The following is a 21131-nucleotide window of genomic DNA, read 5'->3' as shown; positions in this document are numbered from 1 at the left end:
CTTAGAGAATGCCGAGATTGCGCTTGAGCTCGTAAGGCGTGACCTGGAGCCGGTAGTCCTGCCATTCCGCACGCTTGTTGCGCAGGAAGTGGTCAAAGACCTGTTCGCCGAGGATGTCAGCTACGAGTTCCGAATCCTCCATGGCGCGGATGGCATCGTGCAGGCTTGCCGGCAGCGGAGTGTGACCCATCGCCTTGCGCTCGGCCGAGGTCAGCGACCAGACGTCGTCTTCCGCGGCGGCCGGAAGGTCGTAGCCTCCTTCGATACCCTTGAGTCCTGCCCCGAGCAACACGGCGTAGGCGAGGTAAGGGTTGGTGGCGGAGTCAATCCCGCGGTATTCGATCCGTGCGGACTGGCCCTTGCCCGGCTTGTACAGCGGGACGCGAACCAGGGCAGAACGGTTGTTGTGGCCCCAGCTCAGGTAGCTGGGCGCTTCGCCGCCGCCCCATAGACGCTTGTACGAATTGACGAACTGGTTGGTGACGGCGGTGAATTCCGGAGCGTGGCGCAGGATGCCGGCGATGAACTGGCGTGCCGTCTTGGACAACTGGAATTCGGCGCCGGCTTCGTAGAAAGCGTTCGTGTCACCCTCGAACAGCGAGAAGTGCGTGTGCATGCCCGAGCCAGGGTGGTCGGTGAACGGCTTCGGCATGAACGTGGCGTAGGTGCCCTGCTGCAGGGCCACTTCCTTGATGACCGTGCGGAAAGTCATGATGTTGTCCGCCGTCTGGAGGGCGTCCGCGTACCGGAGATCGATCTCGTTCTGGCCGGGTCCACCTTCGTGGTGGCTGAACTCCACGGAGATTCCTACGGATTCAAGCATGGTGACGGCCGTGCGGCGGAAGTCCTGTGCAACGCCGCCCGGCACGTGGTCGAAGTAGCCGCCCTCGTCAACGGGAACAGGGACGCCGTTGGCGTCGAGGTCCTGGGACTTGAGGAGGTAGAACTCGATCTCAGGATGCGTGTAGCAGGTGAAGCCCATGTCCGCTGCCTTGGCGAGGGTCCGCTTGAGCACGTTCCGGGGGTCGGCGGCCGACGGCTCGCCGTCGGGGGTCAGGATGTCGCAGAACATCCTCGAGGTCTGCTCGGTTTCACCGCGCCACGGCAGGATCTGGAAGGTGGAGGGGTCGGGCTGCGCCAGCATGTCGGACTCGAAAACCCTCGCGAGGCCCTCGATCGCCGAGCCATCGAAACCCAGGCCTTCTTCGAAGGCGCCTTCCACTTCTGCCGGCGCAAGAGCCACCGATTTCAGGGAACCGACGACGTCGGTAAACCACAAGCGTACGAAGCGCACATCACGCTCTTCGATAGTTCGCAGAACGAACTCTTGCTGGCGGTCCATGGGGCCTCATTTCCGGGTCAACGTCCATGCCGCGGATTCGGAATTCGAAGCCGACGACAACTCAGCATTCACTCTACTAAGCATTGGCCCGGATTGGCTGCACCCCTGGTTCGCGTAACACAGCGTTTACAAATGTGAGGCTCCCCATGCGCCGGTGGCTAGGACGGCCGGTACCGCATACGCTCTATTCATGGCCCCAAGCAACAGTTCCGATTCCAGCATGCCCGCCGAAATTCCTGCTCCTTACGGAACGGGACCTGCCGCTGCAGGTTCCGGGGCTTCAGCGGATGCTTCGACGCCGAAGCCCGCCGCAAGGATCCGCACCCATCACCTTCAACAGGCCAAGGCCAAGGGTGAGCGCTTTGCGATGTTGACTGCCTACGAGCAGTACACGGCAGAGATTTTCGACCAGGCCGGCATCGAGGTCCTGCTGATCGGCGATTCGGCTTCCAACAACGTCTTCGGGAACGAAACCAGCCTCCCCGTGACTGTCGACGAACTCCTCCCCTTGTGCCGCGCGGTGGCCCGATCCGCCAAGCGTGCCTTGGTCGTGGCCGATCTGCCCTTTGGCAGCTACGAAGTGTCCCCCGAGCAGGCAGTGGCAACAGGCGTCCGCTTCCTGAAGGAAGGCTTGGCGCACGCTGTCAAGATCGAAGGCGGCGCGTTCTACGCCGGAACGGTGCGGGCCATGGTCCAGGCCGGCATTCCCGTCATGGCACACATCGGCTTCACTCCGCAGAGCGAACACTCACTGGGCGGCTACCGCGTCCAGGGGCGGGGCGAAGACGCCTCGCGCCTGGTCGAAGACGCCGTTGCCCTTGCAAATGCCGGAGCATTCTGTGTGCTCATGGAGATGGTCCCCGCGGACACGGCTGCCGCCGTCGACGCCGCGATCGAGGTTCCCACCATCGGCATCGGCGCAGGCAACGCGACCACGGGACAGGTTCTGGTGTGGCAGGACATGGCCGGGCTGCGCGGCGGCAAGATGGCCAAGTTCGTCAAGCAATATGCGGACCTGCGCACCACGCTGAGCGACGCTGCGAAGTCCTACGCCGACGACGTCAGGTCCGGCCAGTTTCCCGGCCCGGAGCACTCTTTCTAGGACCGGAACCGGCCCTCGTCGCCGCTAGTCCTCGTCGTCTTTGTCCCAGGCTTCGTTGCGGGCCTTGACCTTTTCGAGCGCGTGCTCCGCTTCTTCCCGGGTCTTGTAGGGACCGATCAGCTGGGACCAGTCGGACATCGCGTCCTCTTCGATTTGGTGCGTCTGAACGTTGTACCAGAACTCCGCCACGGTTTCTCCTTTGCGATTCCCGCCGTAACCCCGGCGGGCCGATTGCCCGTCGAACGGGCCGATATTTAGCTACTTAGTTACTTGCGTCTCGTGCGTCCCTTATATGATCAATCTATGCCTTCTCCCGCTCTGACCGCACCCATCGGCACGCTCACCCGTGGAACCGTCAGCCCGCAGCTGCCCGTACCGGCGTCCATCCCGCGCCCGGAGTATGTCGGCAAGCCAGGACCCGCGAAGTTCACCGGGTCGGAGGTCAAATCGGCGGAAACCATCGAGAAGATCCGCATCGCCAGCAAAATCGCGGCGCAGGCGATCGTCGAGGTCGGCAAGCACATCGAGCCCGGCATCACAACGGACCAGTTGGACCGGATCGGCCACGAGTTCATTCTGGACCACCACGCCTACCCGTCGACTCTTGGCTACCGCGGCTTCCCCAAGTCCCTGTGCTCCTCGCTCAACGAGGTCATCTGCCACGGCATTCCGGACAGCACCGTCGTGCAAGACGGCGACATCCTGAACATCGACATCACGGCCTACATCAACGGAGTCCACGGCGACACGAACTACACCTTCCTGGTGGGCGACGTCGACGACGAGTCCCGGCTGCTGGTTGAACGCACCCAGGAGTCGCTCAACCGGGCCATCAAGGCCGTAGCCCCCGGCCGCGAAATCAACGTGATCGGCCGGGCCATCCAGTCATACGCGAAACGCTTCGGCTACGGCGTGGTCCGTGACTTCACGGGCCATGGCGTCGGCGAGGCCTTCCACACGGGCCTGATCATCCCCCACTACGACGCCGCACCGGGCTACAACACCGTGATCGAAGCCGGCATGGTGTTCACCATTGAGCCCATGCTCACCCTCGGAACGATCGAGTGGGACATGTGGCCCGATGATTGGACGGTAGTCACCCGCGACCACAAGCGGACCGCGCAATTCGAACACACCCTGTTGGTCACCGAGACCGGCGCCGAAATCCTGACTCTTCCTTAAGCTCTCCGGAAGGTCACCTGCAGCCGTTCGTGCTGCGACCTGCCCACCCCTCCTGCCATGAACGGAAACGCATTGACCAAGAAGGATGAGAAGATCCACAAGAACGGCCCGCTGATCGGCATCGACGTCGGAGGCACCGGCATCAAGGGCGGCATCGTCGACCTCAAGAAGGGCAAGCTGCTCGGGGACCGCCTCCGTATTCCGACGCCGCAGCCCGCCACACCCGAAGCTGTCGCCGAAGTGATCGCACAGATCGTCGAGGAGTTGTCGGCACGCGAGGATGCTCCGGCCCAGGGTTCACCCGTGGGAGTCACCTTCCCCGGAATCATCCAGCACGGCGTGGTCCGCTCCGCCGCGAATGTGGACAAGTCCTGGCTCGACACGGACATTGATTCACTGCTCACCAAGCGTCTGGACCGTCCCGTCGAGGTCATCAACGACGCGGATGCAGCCGGACTCGCAGAAGCCCGCTACGGCGCAGGCGAAGGGGTCGACGGCACGGTCCTGGTGATCACGCTCGGTACGGGCATCGGCTCAGCCTTCATCTTCAACGGGCACCTGGTTCCCAATGCCGAGCTCGGCCACCTCGAGGTGGACGGCCACGACGCCGAAACGAAGGCATCCGCCGTCGCGCGCGAACGGGACGGCTTGAGCTGGGAAGAATACAGCGTGCTCCTGCAGCGCTATCTCTCCCACGTCGAGTTCCTGTTCTCCCCGGAACTCTTCATCATCGGCGGCGGCATTTCGAAGCGCTCGGACGAATACTTCCCCCACTTGGATCTGCGGACCCGCATCGTGACGGCGGAACTGAAGAACGACGCCGGGATCGTGGGGGCCGCGCTCGACGTCGCCCTCCACCACAAGCTGGCCAAGTAGGGTGGTGCCGGTGGTGGCTGCGGCTTCCCCTCCGCTGCCACCACCGGAGCTAAATGGGGCTCTTCTCGGAGCTCTTGCCCTTGGCGCTCTTCGCTGCATTCTCCGCCGCGACGCTTTCGGCCTCGTGCCGGAGCAGCGCAATGGCTGATTCGAAGTCCTCAAGCGATTCGAAGGCCTGATAGACGCTGGCAAAACGAAGGTAGGCGACTTCGTCCAGTTTCTGGAGTGGCCCAAGGATCGCCAAGCCGACCTCGTGGGCGTCGATTTCCGCCGCACCGGAAGATCGGATGTTCTCCTCGACTTCCTGGGCGAGCATCGCAAGGTCGTCCTCAGTCACGGGACGGCCCTGGCAGGCCTTGCGAACGCCGTTGATGATCTTGATCCGGCTGAAGGGCTCTCCCACGCCTGAGCGTTTGATGACGGAAAGGCTGGTGGTTTCCACGGTGGTGAAACGGCGTCCGCACTCGGGGCACTGGCGCCGGCGGCGGATGGCTGAGCCGTCGTCGGCCATCCGGCTGTCCACGACGCGGGAGTCGGGGTTTCGGCAGAACGGACAATACACGCTGGGCCTCCCCGCTTCGGTTCCGGCACGCTGTCCGCCGGGCGTGTGCCGGAAACGCAAAAGGTGCCGGAAGTTTGACTTCCGGCACCAGTTTACGGCTACATGAGTCCTAATGACAACACTGTAATTACTATATGTAGTGGTTGTGACCCATACATGTAGTGGTTCAGGCCCCCGCGAAACGAATCTTGACCGCGTCGCCGTGGCCAGGAAGGTCCTCGGCATCCGCGAGGCTCACGATGTGCCTGCTGACCTGTTCCAAGGCAGCCTTGTCGTAGTTGATCACTTGGACGGCACGCAGGAACGTTGTCACGTTCAGGCCGGAAGAGAAGGCTGCGGTGCCGCTCGTGGGCAAGACGTGGTTGGAGCCGGCACAGTAGTCTCCGAGGCTGACGGGGCTGTAGTCCCCCACGAAAATCGCCCCGGCGTTGCGGATCCGCGCGGCGACCGCGGCTGCGTCCGCCGTCATGATTTCCAAGTGCTCGGCCGCGTACGCATCGCAGACGGCGATGCCCTGCCCGAGGTCGTCTACCAGCACCACGCCCGACTGCGGGCCCGACAACGCCGTGGCAACCCGCTCGCCGTGCTTCGTGGTTCCGGCCTGCAGCGCCAGTTCCCGCTGCACCGCCGAGGCGAGTTCCTCCGAGTCGGTGATCAGGACCGACGCCGCCTTCGGGTCGTGCTCGGCCTGGCTGATGAGGTCGGCGGCGACGAGCGCGGGCCGGGCCGAAGCGTCGGCCAAGATGGCGATCTCGGTGGTGCCGGCCTCGGAGTCGATCCCCACGACGCCTTTCACAAGCCGCTTGGCGGTGGCCACGAAGATGTTTCCGGGGCCGGTCACGACGTCCACGGGCTCGATGGGCTGGTCCTCGCCGGTCCCGGGGATGCCGTACGCGAAGGATACGATCGCCTGGGCACCCCCGATGGCGTAGACCTCGTCGATTCCCAGCAGGGCGGCCGCGGCCAAGATGGTGGGGTGGGGCAAGCCGCCAAAGTCCTTCTGGGGCGGGGAAGCCAACGCGATCGAGGCGACGCCGGCAGCCAGCGCCGGAACAACGTTCATGATCACCGAGGACGGGTAGACGGCCAGTCCGCCCGGAACGTACAGTCCCACTCGCCCCACCGGTACCCAGTTCTGGCTCACGACGGCGCCGTCCCCCAGTTCCACATCGACGTTCGCCGGCCGCTGGCCGTCCGCAAAGCGCCGGGCACGCCTGATGGATTCCTCCAGGGCCGCCCGGACGGACGGGTCGAGGTTTTCAAGGGCTTCGGCAAGGGCCGTGGCAGGTACTCGGGGGTGGGATTGTTCCACGCCGTCGAACGCCAACGCGAACTCACCCAGGGCTTCGAAGCCGCGGGAGCGGACCGCCGCAATGATGTCCACGACCTTTTGCTCGGCGTCCGCCATGGTCTGATGCTTCGCCCGGGGCACCACGGCCCGCAGTTCCGCCAAGGTCAGGGACCGTCCGCGCAAGTCAATGCGGCGGAAGTCCAGGGACTGGGAAGCGGTGTCGGCAGGGTTCTCCGGAGAAATGGTCACCAGATCATTTTACGGGGCGAGCGGCGGTGCCTCGGGCTGCTTTCCCATCAAGCCGAAAAGAGTAAGGAGGAATGTCACGAGGGCGGTTGCTCCCGGCCACAGCAAGAGTGCCGACGCCGCCCGCAATGAGAAGCCTTCACCGCCGCTTGAGGCTGGACCCCACCACTGCGCGGCCAACAGGCCCACCTGCCAGGCCGCGAGTGCCCCCACCGCGCCACCCAGGACCGCCAGGAAGGTGCGAATGCCGTGCCCCGGTTCCCGGACCTTGCTGTCGAGCAGGACTGCCGTGAAGCAGCCGGAAAGCAACAGCAGCCCGGCCAGGACCAGGTCCCTCGGAAGCCTGCCGGCCGAGGCTGTCGGATCGGCGAGGGCGGGATTTCCGGAGATCACGTTCAGGCCACCCGGAGCCAACAGCCACCACACCAGGCCAAGCCCAAGGCCGGAGGCGGCAGGCACGGCGAGCCAAAGCCACAATTTGCGGTCCCGACTGCCGGTGTCCGTGCCGGTGTCCGGATCCGTGTCCCGCGCGGGACCGGAGTCGAGAAGGTTCGATGTTGGCTTGGTCATGACACAAACATTAACAAACGTTTCTGGATGCTCAACAAGCAAGCGCCCAGGCGGGCAGCGGAATACGCTGAATCCACCAGCGTTATTACCAATAGCTCACTCAGGAGATCGGCAAAGTGGCTTCGGACAATTCGGCTTTTGAAGGAACATTCAAACAAATGTTCCGCCGGCATGCCGCCGGGGTGGCCATCATCACTGCCGACCTCAACGGCAAGCCTTTCGGCTTCACCGCGACGTCCGTGGCTTCGCTGTCCGCCGAGCCGCCACGCTTCACCTTCAACATGTCCCGCAGTTCCAGCTCCTGGCCGGCCGTGGCGAATTCGACGTATATCGGACTGCACATGCTCGGCCTCGAGAACCAGGCCCTCGCAGACCGCTTCGCCCGCACCCAGGAACGGTTTGAAGGCGACCACTGGGAACCAGGCCCCTTCGATGTCCCCATCCTGAAGAACGTGGCCGGCTGGTTGATCGGCAAGATCCAGATGCGCCTGTCCTTCGAAAACAACGCGATCGTCGTGGTGGAGGTTGTCGACGGGCTTGTCGGCGAGGATGACACCCCGCTGCTGTACCACTCGGGCTCCTACGGCCAGCCGGTCCCGCTCGACTATGAGATCTAGTTAGCTGTCCAGGCAGGTCGGGCCGAGCAGTACCTTGAGGTCGCCGAAAAGCGACGGTGTGGGGTTCACGCGCAAGTGCACCGGCAGGCCCATGACCTCGACCTTGGAGTCGCCCTGCAGGTGGAGCCTGACTTCGGAGTTTCCCCGGTGCGTTGTCAGGACATCGCGAAGATCGGTGACGACGGCCTCGGTTGCCTTGTAGGTGGGCATCGTGATGACCAACGGGCCGTTGGTACCCTCGCTGAGGTCCGGAACCGAAAGCTCCATGCAGTTCAAGGTGACCGCACCGTCGTCGCGCCGCTGCAAGCGCCCCTTGACCACGACGATCAGGTCCTCCGCGAGGACCGAAGCGATGGGGCCGTAGACCTGGCCGAAGAACATGACCTCGATGGAGGCACCAAGGTCTTCGATCTCGGCCCGCGCATAGGCGTTGCCGCTTGCTTTGGCGATCCTGCGGCTGAGCGAGGTGATCATGCCCGCGATGGTGACGATGGCGCCGTCGTGCGGTCCGTCTTCTCCCAGGATCGAGGTGATCGACTGCTCGGCATGCTGGCTCAGCACGCCCTCAAGCCCTTGCAGGGGGTGGTCCGAGACATAGAGCCCAAGCATGTCCCGCTCGAAAGCGAGCTTGTCCTTCTTCTCCCATTCCGGCAGGTCCGGGATCTCGGTACTCAAGGAGGCTTGCGGCTCCTGGTCCTCGAATCCGGCGAAGAGATCGAACTGGCCGATCGCCTCATTGCGCTTGAGCGTGATGACGGAATCGATCGCTTCTTCGTGGACCATGGCCAATGCACGGCGGTGGTGGCCAAGCGAGTCGAAGGCGCCGGCCTTGATGAGGGACTCGATGGTGCGCTTGTTGCAGACGACCGCCGGAACCTTCATGAGGAAGTCCTTGAAGGAGGTGTAACTGCCTTCGCTCCCCCGGGCGGCCACCATGGCTTCCACCACGTTGACGCCGACGTTGCGGATGGCCCCCATCCCGAAGCGGATGTCGGTTCCCACAGGGGTGAAGTTGAGGCTTGACTCGTTGACGTCCGGCGGCAGGACCGTAATGCCCATGCGCCGGCATTCATTGAGGTAGATGGCCGATTTATCCTTGTCGTCGCCCACGGACGTGAGCAGGGCCGCCATGTATTCGGGAGCGTAGTGGGCCTTCAGGTACGCGGTCCAGTAGGAGATGACCCCGTATGCGGCGGAGTGGGCCTTATTGAAGGCGTAGTCGGAGAACGGGAGCAGGATGTCCCACAAGGTCTTGACGGCATCCATGGAGTAGCCGTTGTCCTGCATGCCCTGGGAGAAGCCAGCGAACTGCTTGTCCAGTTCGGATTTCTTCTTCTTGCCCATGGCGCGCCGGAGGATATCGGCCTGGCCCAGCGAGTAGCCGGCAAGCTTCTGGGCTACGGCCATGACCTGCTCCTGGTACACGATCAGGCCATACGTTCCGCCGAGGATTTCGGATAGGGGTTCCTCGAGTTCCGGATGGATCGGGATGACCTCCTGGATCTTGTTCTTGCGGAGCGCGTAGTCAGTGTGCGCGTTGGCGCCCATGGGGCCGGGCCGGTACAGCGCCAATACGGCGGAGATGTCTTCGAAGTTGTCAGGCTTCATGAGCTTGAGCAGGGACCGCATGGGCCCGCCGTCGAGCTGGAAGACGCCCAACGTGTCGCCGCGCGCCAGCAACTCGTACGACGCCGGATCGTCCAACGCCAGGTGCTCGAGATCCAGGTCGATGCCGCGGTTCATCTTGATGTTTTCCAGTGCGTCGGAAATGATCGTCAGGTTCCTCAGGCCGAGGAAGTCCATCTTGATCAGGCCAAGGCCTTCGGACGTCGGGTAGTCGAACTGGGTGATGACCTGGCCGTCCTGGATGCGGCGCATGACAGGAATGACGTCGATGATGGGGTCCGAGGACATGATGACGCCTGCAGCGTGCACACCCCACTGCCGCTTCAGCCCCTCGATGCCCAGCGCGGTCTCGAAGACCTTGGCGGCCTCCGGGTCCGTGCTGATGAGCTGGCGGAAGTCTCCCGCCTCCCCATAGCGCTTGGCCTCCGGGTTCTGGATGTCCGCCAGCGGGATGTCCTTGGCCATCACCGCCGGCGGCAGGGCCTTGGTGAGCTGCTCACCCATGCTGAACGGGTAGCCGAGCACGCGGGAGGAGTCCTTGAGCGCCTGCTTGGTCTTGATGGTGCCGTAGGTGACGATCATGGCCACGCGCTCGTCGCCGTACTTCCGGGTGACGTAGTCGATGACCTCGGAGCGGCGCCGATCATCGAAGTCGACGTCGAAGTCGGGCATGGACACGCGGTCCGGGTTGAGGAAGCGCTCGAAGATCAGGCCGTGTGCCAGGGGGTCAAGGTCGGTGATGCGCATGGCATACGCCACCATGGAGCCCGCACCCGAGCCACGGCCCGGACCCACCCGGATCCCGTTGTTCTTGGCCCAGTTGATGAAGTCGGCCACCACGAGGAAGTAACCGGGGAAGCCCATGGACGTGATGACGTCAAGCTCATAGTCGGCTTGCTTGCGCACCTTGTCCGGGACGCCATCCGGGTAGCGGTAATCGAGTCCCGTGGCCACTTCCTTGACGAGCCAGGAGGTCTCGTCCTCGCCGGGAGGACAAGGGAACCGCGGCATGTAGTTCGCGCCTGTGTTGAAGGACACTTCGCAGCGCTCTGCGATCAGCAGGGTGTTGTCGCAGGCTTCAGGATGGTCACGGAAGAGCTCGCGCATCTCCTGCGGCGACTTCAGGTAGTAGCCGCTGCCGGAGAAAGCGAATCGCGAGCCGCCGTTGTCATAGGTGGGCTCAAGCAGCGTGGAGCCCGACTGGATCGCCAACAAAGCCTCGTGGGCCTTCGCGTCATGCTCATGCGTGTAGTGGAGGTCATTGGTGGCAACGAGCGGAAGCTTCAGTTCCTTCGCCAGACGCAGCAGGTCGCCAGTGACCCGCCGCTCGATGTCCAGGCCGTGGTCCATCAGTTCGCAGAAGTAGTTTTCCGCACCGAAGATGTCCCGGAATTCGGAAGCCGCGGCCAGCGCCTCCCGGTATTGCCCCAGCCGAAGGCGGGTCTGGACTTCACCGGAAGGGCAGCCGGTGGTGGCGATCAGGCCTTCGGAATAGGTGTTGAGCAACTCCCGGTCGAGGCGTGGCCATTTACCGAACACGGAGTCGAGGGAAGCAATCGAGGATGCCCGGAACAGATTGCGCATGCCGACGTTGTTGTAGCTCAACAACGTCATATGGGTGTAGGAACCACCACCGGAGACGTCATCCTTGCGCTGGCTCTCCTCGCCCCAACGGACGCGCTCCTTGTCGCCGCGCGCCGTGCCGGGGGTGACATAGGCTTCGACGCCGATGATCGGCTTGATGCCTTTGTCCGTGGCCTTCTTCCAGAAATCGAAGGCCCCGAACAGGTAACCGTGGTCCGTGGTCGCCAGCGCAGGCATCCCCAGCCGCTCGGTCTCATCGAACAGCTCGGTGAGACGGGCCGCACCATCCAGCATGGAATATTCGGTGTGGGTGTGCAGATGGACGAACGAGTCATTGCTGGAAGTCACCACGACAGTCTACCGGCAGGGATCCCGCAGGTGGAGTGGCGCGCTGGAAGCGTGGATCGCGCTACGCGTTGCCGCTTTCAAGGAGTTCCAGGGCGTACCGCAGGTCCGCCGGATACTCGCTGGTGACTTCCACCCATTCGCCCGTCCGGGGGTGGTTGAAGCCAAGCCGCCGTGCGTGCAGCCACTGCCGGGTAAGTCCCAGGTTGGCGGCCAATCGCGGGTCCGCTCCATAGGTCAGGTCGCCCGCGCAGGGGTGCCTGAGGGCCGAAAAGTGGACCCGGATCTGGTGGGTCCTGCCCGTCTCGAGGTGAATCTCCACGAGGGTGGCCTTGCCATAGGCCTCGAGAACTTCGTAGTGCGTCACCGAGGGACGGCCGTCCTCGATCACCGCAAATCGCCAGTCATGCCCAGGGTGGCGCCCGATGGGCGCGTCGATGGTGCCCGCGAGCGGGTCCGGCAGCCCCTGGACCACTGCGTGGTACACCTTGTCCACGGTGCGCTCCTTGAAGGCCCGCTTGAGTACCGTGTACGCGTGTTCACTCTTTGCCACGATCATGACGCCGGAGGTTCCGACGTCGAGACGGTGGACGATGCCGGCACGCTCAGGCGCGCCGGACGTCGAAATCCGGTATCCCGCACCCGCGAGACCGCCAACCACGGTGGGGCCCACCCAACCCGGCGACGGGTGCGCAGCCACGCCAACAGGCTTGTCGATGACGACAAAGTCGTCATCGTCCAACAGGATATTCAGGCCTTCCACGACTTCCTCCACGACTTCCAAGGGATCCCGGCGTTCGGGAACGGTGACTTCCAACACGGAACCGGCAACGAGCTTCGCCGATTTTCCCACCGTGCCGGCGGAGCCGGTCACGCTGCCCTCGGCGATCAGCAAAGCAGCCGCGGACCGGGAAATATCCATGAGTTTCGCCAAGCCCGCGTCGGCCCTGGCCCCGCCCAATTCTTCCGGCACCACGAAGTGCTCAGACATCGCCCGGAGCCTCTTCTTCCGTCGGGCCGGACTTTGCCGGCGCGGAATCGGCGGAGTGATGACGGGAACCGTCGAGTCCGATCCCCCGTATGGTCAGCAGGCAGATGATCACGACGCCGGAAACCACTGCCGAGTCGGCGATGTTGAAGATGGCAAAGTTGGGCAACTGGATGAAGTCCACCACGTGGCCCATGGCAAACGAGGGTTCGCGGAACAGTCGATCTGTCAGGTTGCCGAGTGCGCCGCCCAGCAGCAGGCCAAGTGCCAGGGACCACCAGGCCGAGCCCAACCGGCGCACTTGGAACAGGATCACCACTGAAACGGCCGCCATCACGATGGTGAACACCCATGTGACGTTTTCACCGATGGAGAACGCGGCACCGGAGTTTCGGATGTAGTACCAATGCAGGAGCGGAGGAAGGACGGGGATCCGCTCGCCTTCGACCATGGTGCTGGTGACCCAGAGTTTGGTCAGTTGGTCGAAGGCGTAGGCGAACACGGCGAAGCCTGCAAAGACCCAAAGCAGTGCAGGACGCCACGTGTGGGCTTTGATGCGGACCGGCTCCGTGGTGCCGTCAGTTTGTTCGTCGCTCATAGTACTTTCATTCGGTAACTGTGGCTGCTGGCGCCTTAACAGGAGAAAGCCGGTGGCCGAGGAATCCCCAGCCACCGGCTTTCAGAATACTTGCTAGACCTCTGCGGCGGCTTCGCCGACCTCGGGGGCCGCAACTGAGCCGCGGGCATCCAGGTCACGCAGCTGGCCTTCGATGTAGGCCTTCAGGCGGGAGCGGTAGTCGCGCTCGAAGCCGCGGAGCTGCTCCACCTTGCGTTCGAGGACGCTGCGCTGCTGCTCAAGGGCACCGAGGATCTTGCGGGACTTGTCCTGGGCGTCGTTGACAAGGCTGGAGGCTTCGATCTGCGCCTCGGCGATGATCTTTTCCTTCTGCTGCTCGCCATCGGCCACGTGCTTGTCGTGCATCTGCTGCGCCATGGCCAGCAGGCCGGCTGCGGACTCAGCCGAAGGAGAACCGGCCGAAGGTGCGGCAGGAGCAGCGGCAACGGCCGGCTCCTTCTTCTTCTCGGCTTCGGCAGCCTTGGCTTCGGCTTCCGCCTTGGCCTGGGCGTCCTTGTCGGCCTTCACCGGCGCGGGCACCTTCTCGACCACGGGTGCCGATGCTGCGCTGGCCGGGACCGCGTTTCCGCCTTCGCCGAGCTTCTTGCGCAGCTCGTCGTTCTCCTGGTTCAAGCGCCTCAGCTCGACGACGATTTCGTCGAGGAAGTCGTCGACCTCGTCCTGGTCGTAGCCTTCGCGGAACTTGGTCGGCTGAAAGCGCTTGTTGACAACGTCTTCTGGCGTCAAAGCCATCTGGTCACCTCGTTGGTCTAGTTAGTCAGTAGGCCTTCCGGCCGTTCAAAACTACGGTACCTAAATATCATCTGATTCCCCCAATTCAACACCATCGTGTTGGGTCGGAGGATTTGCAGTCCACACGCCAAGGAAACAGATCGACGGCACATGGACTGCGGAAGAGCTACGCCAGCGAGTAGACGAATCCCATCGCGATGCTGACGACAATAAACACGATCAAAAATGCCAGGTCAAGGGATACCCCACCAAGCTGCAGCGGCGGGATCAGCCGGCGGATCCGCTTCAGGGGCGGATCAGTCACCGAATAGACCACATGCGCGGCCACCAGCGCGGCGCCACGGGGGCGCCACTGGCGCGCAAACATCTGCACCAGATCAAAAACGAGCCTGATGATGAGGGTGACCAGGAACAGCAGCAATGCAATGTACAAAAGGCCGAAAACTATGCCCACGGGTTAGCTCAGATCTCCTAGTTCGCCACTTTTCTCGGTCAGTCCCTCTATTGCAACACAGATGCCAGGCAGATCGCTCTGCCTGGCATCCGTGATGACTGTGCTAGCTCTGGTTGAAGAACGTTGCTTGGGCTTCGCTGACCTTCTTGTCGTCGCCAAGAACTTCGACGTACGACGGCGACAACAGGAAAACCTTGCTGGTAACGCGCTCGATGCTGCCATGGAGTCCGAAGACCAGCCCGGCGGAGAAGTCAACGAGGCGCTTGGCATCTCCCTCACCCATGTCGGTGACATTCATGATCACGGGGATGCCGTCCCGGAAACTTTCGCCGATGATCTTGGCGTCGTTATAGGAGCGGGGGTGGACGGTGGTGATCTGCCTCAGTCCGGAGGCGTCTTCGCGGCTCGATGCCGCACGCTTGATAGGTGTCACGGGTGCGCGGTATTCCTCTTCGGCGACAGGGGGGACTTCACGAACTACTTCACGTACAGGTGCAGGGGCGCGGCGCTCTTCACGATTGTGGTCGACAGACCGGTCTTCGTCCGTGTGCTGCACGTGCTGCTCAGACTCGTAGTGTTCATCGCCATCGGCGAGCCCAAGATAAACCATTGTCTTGCGCAGTGCGCCAGCCATGCTGGACTCCTATCGTGTCTGCAGTAGGCGGGCCGCCCATGACTTGACATAGCTGAAATCCCGGCCCGTCGCTTCCAATACTTTGACGCTACCCCACCCGCGGACGCGAACCGAGAATATCCGAGCCAATTCGCAGGTGTGTCGCGCCAAATTGCACGGCAGCTTCGAGGTCCTGGCTCATCCCGGCCGATATCCCCGCAGCGTCCGGATGCAGCTTCCGCAGATCCGTTGAAATGGCTGCGAGCTTCTCGAACGCCGCCTCCGGGGGCGCTCCGAGCGGCGCGACGGCCATCACGCCGGCCAGGCGCAGACCGGAAGCGGTGGCGATGGACCCGGCGAGGCGTTCGACGTCGGATGGGGCGGCGCCGCCGCGGTGGGCGCCGCCGTCGTGCTCAAGATTGACCTGGATGTAGCAATCAAGGTCCGGCCTGCCCGTCTCGGACTGTTGCCGCGCGACAGCCTTGGCCAAGGCCAAGGCCTCGGCGAGTTGAGGGCGGTCGATTGACTGCACGGAAAACGCGTATTTCGCCACGGACTTGGCCTTGTTGCTTTGCAGTTGACCGATGAAGTGCCAACGCACCGGGAGTCCGGCCAGCTCGGCGAACTTCGCGGATGCTTCCTGGTCCCTGTTTTCACCGACGTCCGTGACGCCAAGTGCCGCCAGCCGGGCTACATCCGCCGCGGGATGGAACTTGCTGACGACTATCAGTTGCGGCTCTTCGCTTCGCCCGGCGGCGGTGGTTGCCGCGGATATCCGCCGGCGGACCACGGCGAGCCGTTCGCGCAGTTCAGCGGTCCGCGAGTCGTCCGGCCTGCTTTCAGCCGTTGGAAAAACCTCACTCATGGGTCCACACCAAACCTGCGAAGCGGCCAGTCTGCTGACTGCGCCGGTAGGAGTAAAGCTTCGCGGTCTCCAGCGTGCACTCTCCCGAGTACTCGACCGTGACGCCGAGGGCTTTCAGCTGGGCACGCACACCGGCAGGCAGGTCCAGCGCGGGAGTGCCCCACGAGGTTGTCGACCAGGTTTCCGGGACGGCGGCAGCTACCTCGGACCGCAGCTCCTCGGGAACTTCGTAGCATTCGCCGCAGATGGAAGGTCCAACCCAGGCGCTGATGGTCGCGGCACCGCGGTGTCGCATATCCACCACGGTGGCGGAAACGATATCCGCAGCAACGCCGGGCCGCCCGGCGTGGACCACCGCAAGGACGGGGTCGGCTTCGTTACGCACTTCGCCCAACAGGACGATGGGGACGCAGTCGGCCACCATCACCGCGAGGGGCTGCCCCCTGGACACCATGGCGTCGGCCGTCGGTCCGTCCCCGTGCGCGGAAATGAATTCGACGGCTTTCCCGTGGACCTGGTTCATGAATTGGAAACGGCGTTCGCCGAGCCCCGCTGCTGCTTCCAGCCGGGCCCGGCGCGCCATGACATCGTCAGGGTTGTCCGCCACGTGCAGTGCAAGGTTGCCCGCATCGTCATCGGAGAAGGCGACCGATATCCCCGGTCGCACTTCTTTTCGCCACCAAAACACTACTGGCTGACTCTCCTGGGTGGGTTTGAACGGACTGGCTACTTCAGGAAGTCCGGAACATCGAGGTCGTCGGTGCGGCTTCCCGAAAGGTCCGGTTCGACGACGGCCGGGAGGTCGACGTCGAAGCCCGAGTCGGCGGGCAAGGCCGACGGGCGCTGCTGTCCCCAGTTGCTCAAGCCCGAAGCCCCGACGCCGGCGGACACGTGCTGCGGCGCCGAATAGGCCGGGGCAGCCGACGGTGCGGGACGGTCCGGCGCCGCAGGGGCCTGGTGCTGGCCGGGCTGCTGGGCAGCGGACTGGTTCATTGACGGGGACGTCGCCTTGAGGTCGTCAAAACCGGCGGCGATGACCGTGACGCGTGCTTCGTCGCCCAGGGCGTCGTCGATGACGGCACCGAAGATGATGTTGGCCTCGGGGTGGGCCACTTCCTGCACGAGCCGCGCGGCCTCGTTGATTTCGAACAGACCCAAGTCGGAGCCGCCCTGGATGGAGAGCAGGACGCCGTGCGCACCGTCGATCGACGCTTCCAGGAGCGGCGAAGCGATGGCGAGCTCTGCCGCCTTGACCGCGCGGTCCTCGCCGCGGGCCGAGCCGATGCCCATCAGCGCGGAGCCCGCACCCTGCATGACCGACTTCACGTCGGCGAAGTCAAGGTTGATCAGGCCGGGAGTTGTGATGAGGTCGGTGATGCCCTGGACACCGGACAGGAGTACTTGGTCAGCGGAACGGAAAGCGTCCAGGACGGAGACGTTACGGTCGCTGATGGAGAGCAGACGGTCGTTCGGGATGACGATGAGGGTATCGACTTCGTCGCGCAGGGCGTCGATTCCGGCCTCGGCCGAACCGGCGCGTCGGCGGCCTTCGAAGGTGAAGGGCCGGGTGACGACGCCGATGGTCAGGGCACCGAGCGAGCGGGCGATCCGGGCCACGACGGGGGCGCCGCCGGTTCCGGTTCCGCCGCCTTCGCCTGCGGTGACGAACACCATGTCCGCTCCGCGGATGACCTCTTCGATCTCGTCGGCGTGGTCCTCGGCGGCCTGGCGACCGACGTCGGGGTTGGCGCCGGCTCCCAGGCCTCGCGTGAGCTCGCGTCCGACGTCAAGCTTGACGTCCGCGTCGCTCATGAGGAGAGCCTGGGCATCGGTGTTGATGGCGATGAACTCGACGCCGCGGAGGCCGACTTCGATCATTCGGTTAACTGCATTCACGCCACCGCCGCCGATGCCGACGACCTTGATGACGGCCAAGTAATTCTGCGGTGCTGCCACGTTTCGTGCCCCTTGCTTGTGTCCTATAGCGAAACAGATCGAGTCCAACTTGAATTCTTGGACCTTAACCCTCTAGTTGAAGGTTATAGTTATGTCAAGTAACTCTTATGTGACGGTATGGGCTATGAATCCGACATTCAATGACCGCCTCCGCGTGTCGTGTGAAAGTCCGAAAAATAGCCCTGTGCGTCAGGCGAGATTACTTCGTGAAATGGCCTATTTGGTAAACGGATGCCTCGGCGTGCTGACATCGTAAACGTTCACTGGAACTTTTGGATTAACGGGAGCCTTGAGCAACGCCTCGAGGACGCGCGCCTTCAGCTCCTTCTCGTCCGCATTCCCCCAGACAACAGTCTTGCCGTCCGTCAGCTTGAGCTCGACGGCGTCCGGCGAGGTGGCCGACGCGCTGGCCATCTTCGCCAGAACATCCGCCGGCAGCGTCGCAAGTACAGCCGTGATCGCCCTGAAGAGACTCTGGTTGGCTCCCTGCCCGTCGATGAGGGGCAAGGCAACCGATGCGGGATCCGCGGTTGATCCAAGCTGGACGCCATCGACGTCAACCAGTGAATAGTTGTCACCGCTCTTGACCAGCGCCACGGGCACCCGCTCCACGACGTGGACCAAAAGTTCCGACGGCGGGCGGGCCTCGGTGCTGACGGAACGCACCTGGACGAGGGGTTTGAGCAGCGCGGCGATGTCGGCGTCGTTGATTTGCGGTAGGGGTTTCCCCTTCACCGGCTCAAGGGCCTTCTGGACGCTCCCTGCCTGGAGCAGCTTGGTGCCGTCGACAGTCACTGTGCGCACGGCGAACACCGGCGAATAGACCGCCGCAACGATGATTCCGGCGACCAGCGCGACGACGATGGCCAGCACCGTGAGCACCGTCCGCCGCCGCTTGCGTCCCTTGGGCTCCGGAAAGGCGAGCACATTGCTGTCCTTGACGCCCGCGGCTTCCGAAGGGCCTCCGGCGGGATCGTCGAGGCTGCGTTCGGCACTGACGACGCCGGGCTTGCCTGCCTGCGGCTTGAAAGTGGGTTTCCGGGTGTCAGCCACCCAACAACTCCACGATCCGGGGCCCGTAGGCCGTCACGTCGCCGGCTCCGACGGTCAGGACGATGTCGCCCTCGCCGGCCGCGGCGAGAACCGCGTCCAGTGCTTCCTGTCCGCCGGCCACGAGCCTGCCACTCTTCAGGCGGCCCGTGATCAAGGTACTCGTGACTCCGGGTATGGGATCCTCGCGGGCAGGATAGATGTCCAGCACGAGGGCCGTGTCCGCCTCGCCAAGCGCTTCCGCAAACTGCTCCGCGAATTCGCGGGTGCGCGAAAACAGGTGCGGCTGGAAAAGCACATGCACCTTGTTGCCGCCTGCCACCGAGCGCGCCGCCGCCAAGGCCGCCCGGACCTCCGTGGGGTGGTGGGCGTAGTCGTCGTAGACACGCACGCCCCTCCCCTGCCCCTTGAACTCGAATCGCCGCGAGGCTCCGGTGAAACGGCCGAGGGCGGCCGAGGCAGCTTCGGGCGCGACGCCGAGCTCGACGGCGACGGCGAACGCGGCCGCCGCGTTCAAGGCGTTGTGCCGCCCTGGCACTTGGAGGTCAAGCGCGTACTCCTGTCCGTCGACAGAAACCCGGACATCGCCGGGTCCCCGGTCGTCGAGGCGGATATCGGCGTCCTCCGAGGTCCCGTAGCTCAGCACCCGGGTATTGCCCGCTTCGCGGGTCCGTTCCGCAAGGGCCCGGGCGCCGTCGTCGTCCGCGCAGGCAAAAAGGACCCCGTTGGCGGGCAACAGCGCAGCGAAACTGTCGAAGGAGGCATGGACCGCCTCCGGCGTGCCGTAGTAGTCCAGGTGGTCGGCTTCGACGTTGGTGACGACGGCTATGAGGGGCCGGTAGTTCAGGAAGGAGCCGTCCGATTCGTCGGCTTCGGCAACGAAGATGTCCGAGGTGCCGTGCGCCGCGTTCACCCCGAGGGCGGGTACGTTGGCGCCGATGGCGAACGAGGGATCGAGGCCCGCTTCCTTGAGCAAGACAGCCACCATTGACGTCGTGGTGGACTTGCCATGCGTGCCGGCCACGGTCACCACCCGGTCCGTGCCCATGGTCGCGGCGAGGGCTTCCGAACGGTGCAGCACCGGCAGGCCGGCGGCCCGGGCCGCCTCCAGTTCCGGGTTGTCGGCTTTGATGGCCGAACCGGCGACGACGGTCTGTGCGTCCCCAAGGTTTTCCGCGGCGTAGCCAACTGCGATCCGTGCCCCGGCGGACCGGAGGTCATGCATGACGGGCAGGTCCTTCGCGTCCGAACCGCTCACGGGTACGCCCCGGGCCACCATGATGCGTGCGACGGCTGACATGCCCACGCCGCCGATGCCGATGAAGTGGACCCGGCCAAGGGAGCCAATGTCTGCGAGGGGCTGGGTCATTCGCTTACCGCTTCCAAGACGAGACCAGCCATCCGCTGATCAGCATTTCTGATGCCAAGTCCTTTTGCCTTGCTGGCCATGTCCTCGAGGCGGGCCTGATCCGTGAGCAAAGGAATCACCTCGGCTTTGAGCCATTCCGCGGTCAGTGCCCGGTCGTCGACCAGAAGCGCCGCCCCGGCCTTGACCAAGGCGGAGGCGTTCAGTGCCTGCTCGCCGTTTCCGATGGGCAGCGGAACGAATACCGCGGGGAGCCCGACGGCGGCCACCTCACTGACCGTTGCCGCGCCGGACCGGGCAAGGAGGACGTCGGCTGCCGCGTAGACATTCTCCATGCCGTCCACGTATTCCACCTGGTGGTAGCCGTCGGCCGCCAGGGGGGCGCCGTCGTCGTTGGTCACCGCCTTGCCCCGGCCGGTGATGTGCAGCGTCTGGATGCCGGCTTCCGCCAAAGCGGCGACCGCGCCGGCGATGGTGCGGTTGATGCTCTGGGCACCGGAAGAACCGCCCGTCACGATGAGTGCGGGCTGTCCGGCGTCCAGGCCCAGGGACTGTCTGGCCTCCGCACGCCAGGCCTCACGGTCCAGACCGGCGATGGCCTTGCGCATGGGCATCCCCACGTGGCGGGCATGCCGCAGCCGGGTCTCGGGGAAGGCCACCCCGACATGCTTCGTGAACATGGCTCCCACCCGGTTGGCGAGCCCGGCGCGCGTGTTGGCCTCGTGGATGACGATGGGGATCCTGCGACGCCAGGCCGCGAGGTACATGGGAGTGCAGACATAGCCGCCGACGCCGAGGAGGACGTCGGCGTGTGCGTCGTCCAGGATTCGGCCGGCTTGCTTGACCGCCGCCGCCAGCCTGCCGGGCAGTTTGAGCAGATCCGCGGAAGGCTTCCGGGGAAAGGGAACCCGATCGATCGTTGCCAACTCGTAGCCGGCGGCCGGAACGAGCCGCGTTTCCATGCCGTGGGGCGTGCCGACGGCAAGGATCCTGGCGTCCGGCCGCAGCGACGTGATCGCGTCGGCAATGGCGAGCAACGGGCTGATGTGTCCGGCGGTCCCGCCGCCGGCGAGGACCACGGAGAGGGGTTTGGGCTGGGAATCCTTGGTTTGGGAATTCATGGAGTG

The 21131-nt window shown here is 64.3% G+C and carries 21 protein-coding genes; 4 read left to right on the top strand and 17 right to left on the bottom strand.

Annotation, left to right across the window (positions count from 1 at the left end; all coding sequences use genetic code 11):
• Nucleotide 1 precedes the first annotated feature (1 nt).
• Nucleotides 2-1342: a glutamine synthetase family protein gene (locus OIT41_RS07925; RefSeq protein ID WP_241710366.1), complete on the bottom strand. Its 1341-nt coding sequence runs from the start codon at nt 1340-1342 to the stop codon at nt 2-4.
• A 190-nt stretch (nt 1343-1532) separates the two neighbouring features.
• On the opposite strand from OIT41_RS07925, the gene panB reads away from it, so the two are divergent.
• Nucleotides 1533-2444: a 3-methyl-2-oxobutanoate hydroxymethyltransferase gene (panB, locus tag OIT41_RS07920; protein ID WP_264637732.1), complete on the top strand. Its 912-nt coding sequence runs from the start codon at nt 1533-1535 to the stop codon at nt 2442-2444.
• A 24-nt stretch (nt 2445-2468) separates the two neighbouring features.
• On the opposite strand, the gene OIT41_RS07915 is transcribed toward panB, so the two are convergent.
• Complete coding sequence (locus OIT41_RS07915; RefSeq protein WP_139359517.1) at nt 2469-2633, bottom strand: SPOR domain-containing protein; 165 nt, start codon at nt 2631-2633, stop codon at nt 2469-2471.
• A 114-nt stretch (nt 2634-2747) separates the two neighbouring features.
• Between OIT41_RS07915 and map the strand changes: the two genes are divergently transcribed.
• Together map and ppgK are read left to right on the top strand one after the other, a co-directional pair.
• Nucleotides 2748-3626, top strand: a complete 879-nt coding sequence (gene map / locus OIT41_RS07910; RefSeq protein ID WP_264637731.1) for a type I methionyl aminopeptidase — start codon at nt 2748-2750, stop codon at nt 3624-3626.
• A gap of 72 nt (nt 3627-3698) precedes the next feature.
• Nucleotides 3699-4502, top strand: a complete 804-nt coding sequence (gene ppgK, locus OIT41_RS07905) for a polyphosphate--glucose phosphotransferase (protein ID WP_078105554.1) — start codon at nt 3699-3701, stop codon at nt 4500-4502.
• A 49-nt stretch (nt 4503-4551) separates the two neighbouring features.
• Here the strand turns inward: ppgK and nrdR are convergent, their stop codons facing one another.
• From nrdR to OIT41_RS07890, 3 genes are all read right to left on the bottom strand, one after another.
• On the bottom strand, nt 4552-5064 hold the full coding sequence (gene nrdR, locus OIT41_RS07900; RefSeq protein WP_241710365.1) for a transcriptional regulator NrdR: 513 nt from the start codon (nt 5062-5064) through the stop codon (nt 4552-4554).
• A 166-nt stretch (nt 5065-5230) separates the two neighbouring features.
• Nucleotides 5231-6604 (bottom strand): histidinol dehydrogenase, encoded by a 1374-nt coding sequence (gene hisD, locus OIT41_RS07895; protein WP_241710364.1) that lies wholly within the window; start codon nt 6602-6604, stop codon nt 5231-5233.
• Nucleotides 6605-6613: 9 nt separating this feature from the next.
• Complete coding sequence (locus OIT41_RS07890) at nt 6614-7171, bottom strand: hypothetical protein (RefSeq protein WP_264637730.1); 558 nt, start codon at nt 7169-7171, stop codon at nt 6614-6616.
• A 158-nt stretch (nt 7172-7329) separates the two neighbouring features.
• Here OIT41_RS07890 and OIT41_RS07885 point away from each other — a divergent pair, with 158 nt between their 5' ends.
• Nucleotides 7330-7788, top strand: coding sequence for a flavin reductase family protein (locus OIT41_RS07885; RefSeq protein WP_113990687.1), 459 nt, complete (start codon nt 7330-7332; stop codon nt 7786-7788).
• On the opposite strand, the gene dnaE is transcribed toward OIT41_RS07885, so the two are convergent.
• The 12 genes from dnaE to murG form a co-directional block, all read right to left on the bottom strand.
• Nucleotides 7789-11346: a DNA polymerase III subunit alpha gene (gene dnaE, locus OIT41_RS07880; RefSeq protein WP_264637729.1), complete on the bottom strand. Its 3558-nt coding sequence runs from the start codon at nt 11344-11346 to the stop codon at nt 7789-7791. It abuts the gene before it with no gap.
• Between the two features lie 61 nt (nt 11347-11407).
• Nucleotides 11408-12334: an RluA family pseudouridine synthase gene (locus OIT41_RS07875; protein WP_264637728.1), complete on the bottom strand. Its 927-nt coding sequence runs from the start codon at nt 12332-12334 to the stop codon at nt 11408-11410.
• Nucleotides 12327-12929 carry a signal peptidase II gene (lspA, locus tag OIT41_RS07870; RefSeq protein WP_241710361.1) on the bottom strand — a complete coding sequence of 201 codons (603 nt, stop codon included), beginning with the start codon at nt 12927-12929 and terminating at the stop codon, nt 12327-12329. The genes OIT41_RS07875 and lspA overlap by 8 nt, the downstream gene beginning before the upstream one ends.
• A 93-nt stretch (nt 12930-13022) precedes the next feature.
• Nucleotides 13023-13700, bottom strand: coding sequence for a DivIVA domain-containing protein (locus tag OIT41_RS07865; RefSeq protein ID WP_264637727.1), 678 nt, complete (start codon nt 13698-13700; stop codon nt 13023-13025).
• A gap of 166 nt (nt 13701-13866) precedes the next feature.
• Entirely contained in the window at nt 13867-14154 is a 288-nt protein-coding gene (locus OIT41_RS07860) for a YggT family protein (RefSeq protein WP_078105562.1), read from the bottom strand.
• 103 nt (nt 14155-14257) lie between these two features.
• A complete protein-coding gene (locus OIT41_RS07855; RefSeq protein ID WP_078105563.1) occupies nt 14258-14788 on the bottom strand; it encodes a cell division protein SepF in 531 nt (176 codons plus the stop codon).
• 88 nt (nt 14789-14876) lie between these two features.
• The gene (locus OIT41_RS07850) at nt 14877-15632 is read right to left on the bottom strand and encodes a YggS family pyridoxal phosphate-dependent enzyme (RefSeq protein WP_264637726.1); all 756 of its coding nucleotides are present in this window, start codon (nt 15630-15632) and stop codon (nt 14877-14879) included.
• Entirely contained in the window at nt 15625-16320 is a 696-nt protein-coding gene (locus OIT41_RS07845) for a polyphenol oxidase family protein (protein ID WP_264637725.1), read from the bottom strand. Before OIT41_RS07845 ends, OIT41_RS07850 begins: the two co-directional genes overlap by 8 nt.
• A gap of 38 nt (nt 16321-16358) precedes the next feature.
• Nucleotides 16359-17588 carry a cell division protein FtsZ gene (gene ftsZ, locus OIT41_RS07840; protein WP_241710357.1) on the bottom strand — a complete coding sequence of 410 codons (1230 nt, stop codon included), beginning with the start codon at nt 17586-17588 and terminating at the stop codon, nt 16359-16361.
• A 216-nt stretch (nt 17589-17804) separates the two neighbouring features.
• Nucleotides 17805-18641, bottom strand: coding sequence for a cell division protein FtsQ/DivIB (locus tag OIT41_RS07835; protein WP_078105567.1), 837 nt, complete (start codon nt 18639-18641; stop codon nt 17805-17807).
• On the bottom strand, nt 18634-20007 hold the full coding sequence (murC, locus tag OIT41_RS07830) for a UDP-N-acetylmuramate--L-alanine ligase (protein ID WP_264637724.1): 1374 nt from the start codon (nt 20005-20007) through the stop codon (nt 18634-18636). Before murC ends, OIT41_RS07835 begins: the two co-directional genes overlap by 8 nt.
• Entirely contained in the window at nt 20004-21125 is a 1122-nt protein-coding gene (murG, locus tag OIT41_RS07825) for an undecaprenyldiphospho-muramoylpentapeptide beta-N-acetylglucosaminyltransferase (RefSeq protein ID WP_264637723.1), read from the bottom strand. Before murG ends, murC begins: the two co-directional genes overlap by 4 nt.
• Between the last annotated feature and the right edge of the window lie 6 nt (nt 21126-21131).

It is taken from the genome of Arthrobacter sp. YA7-1 (genome assembly GCF_025960325.1).
Taxonomy (GTDB): domain Bacteria; phylum Actinomycetota; class Actinomycetes; order Actinomycetales; family Micrococcaceae; genus Arthrobacter; species Arthrobacter bambusae_A.
The sequence above is the reverse complement of the archived record's forward strand: the minus strand, read 5'-3'. Positions and strand labels throughout refer to the sequence as shown.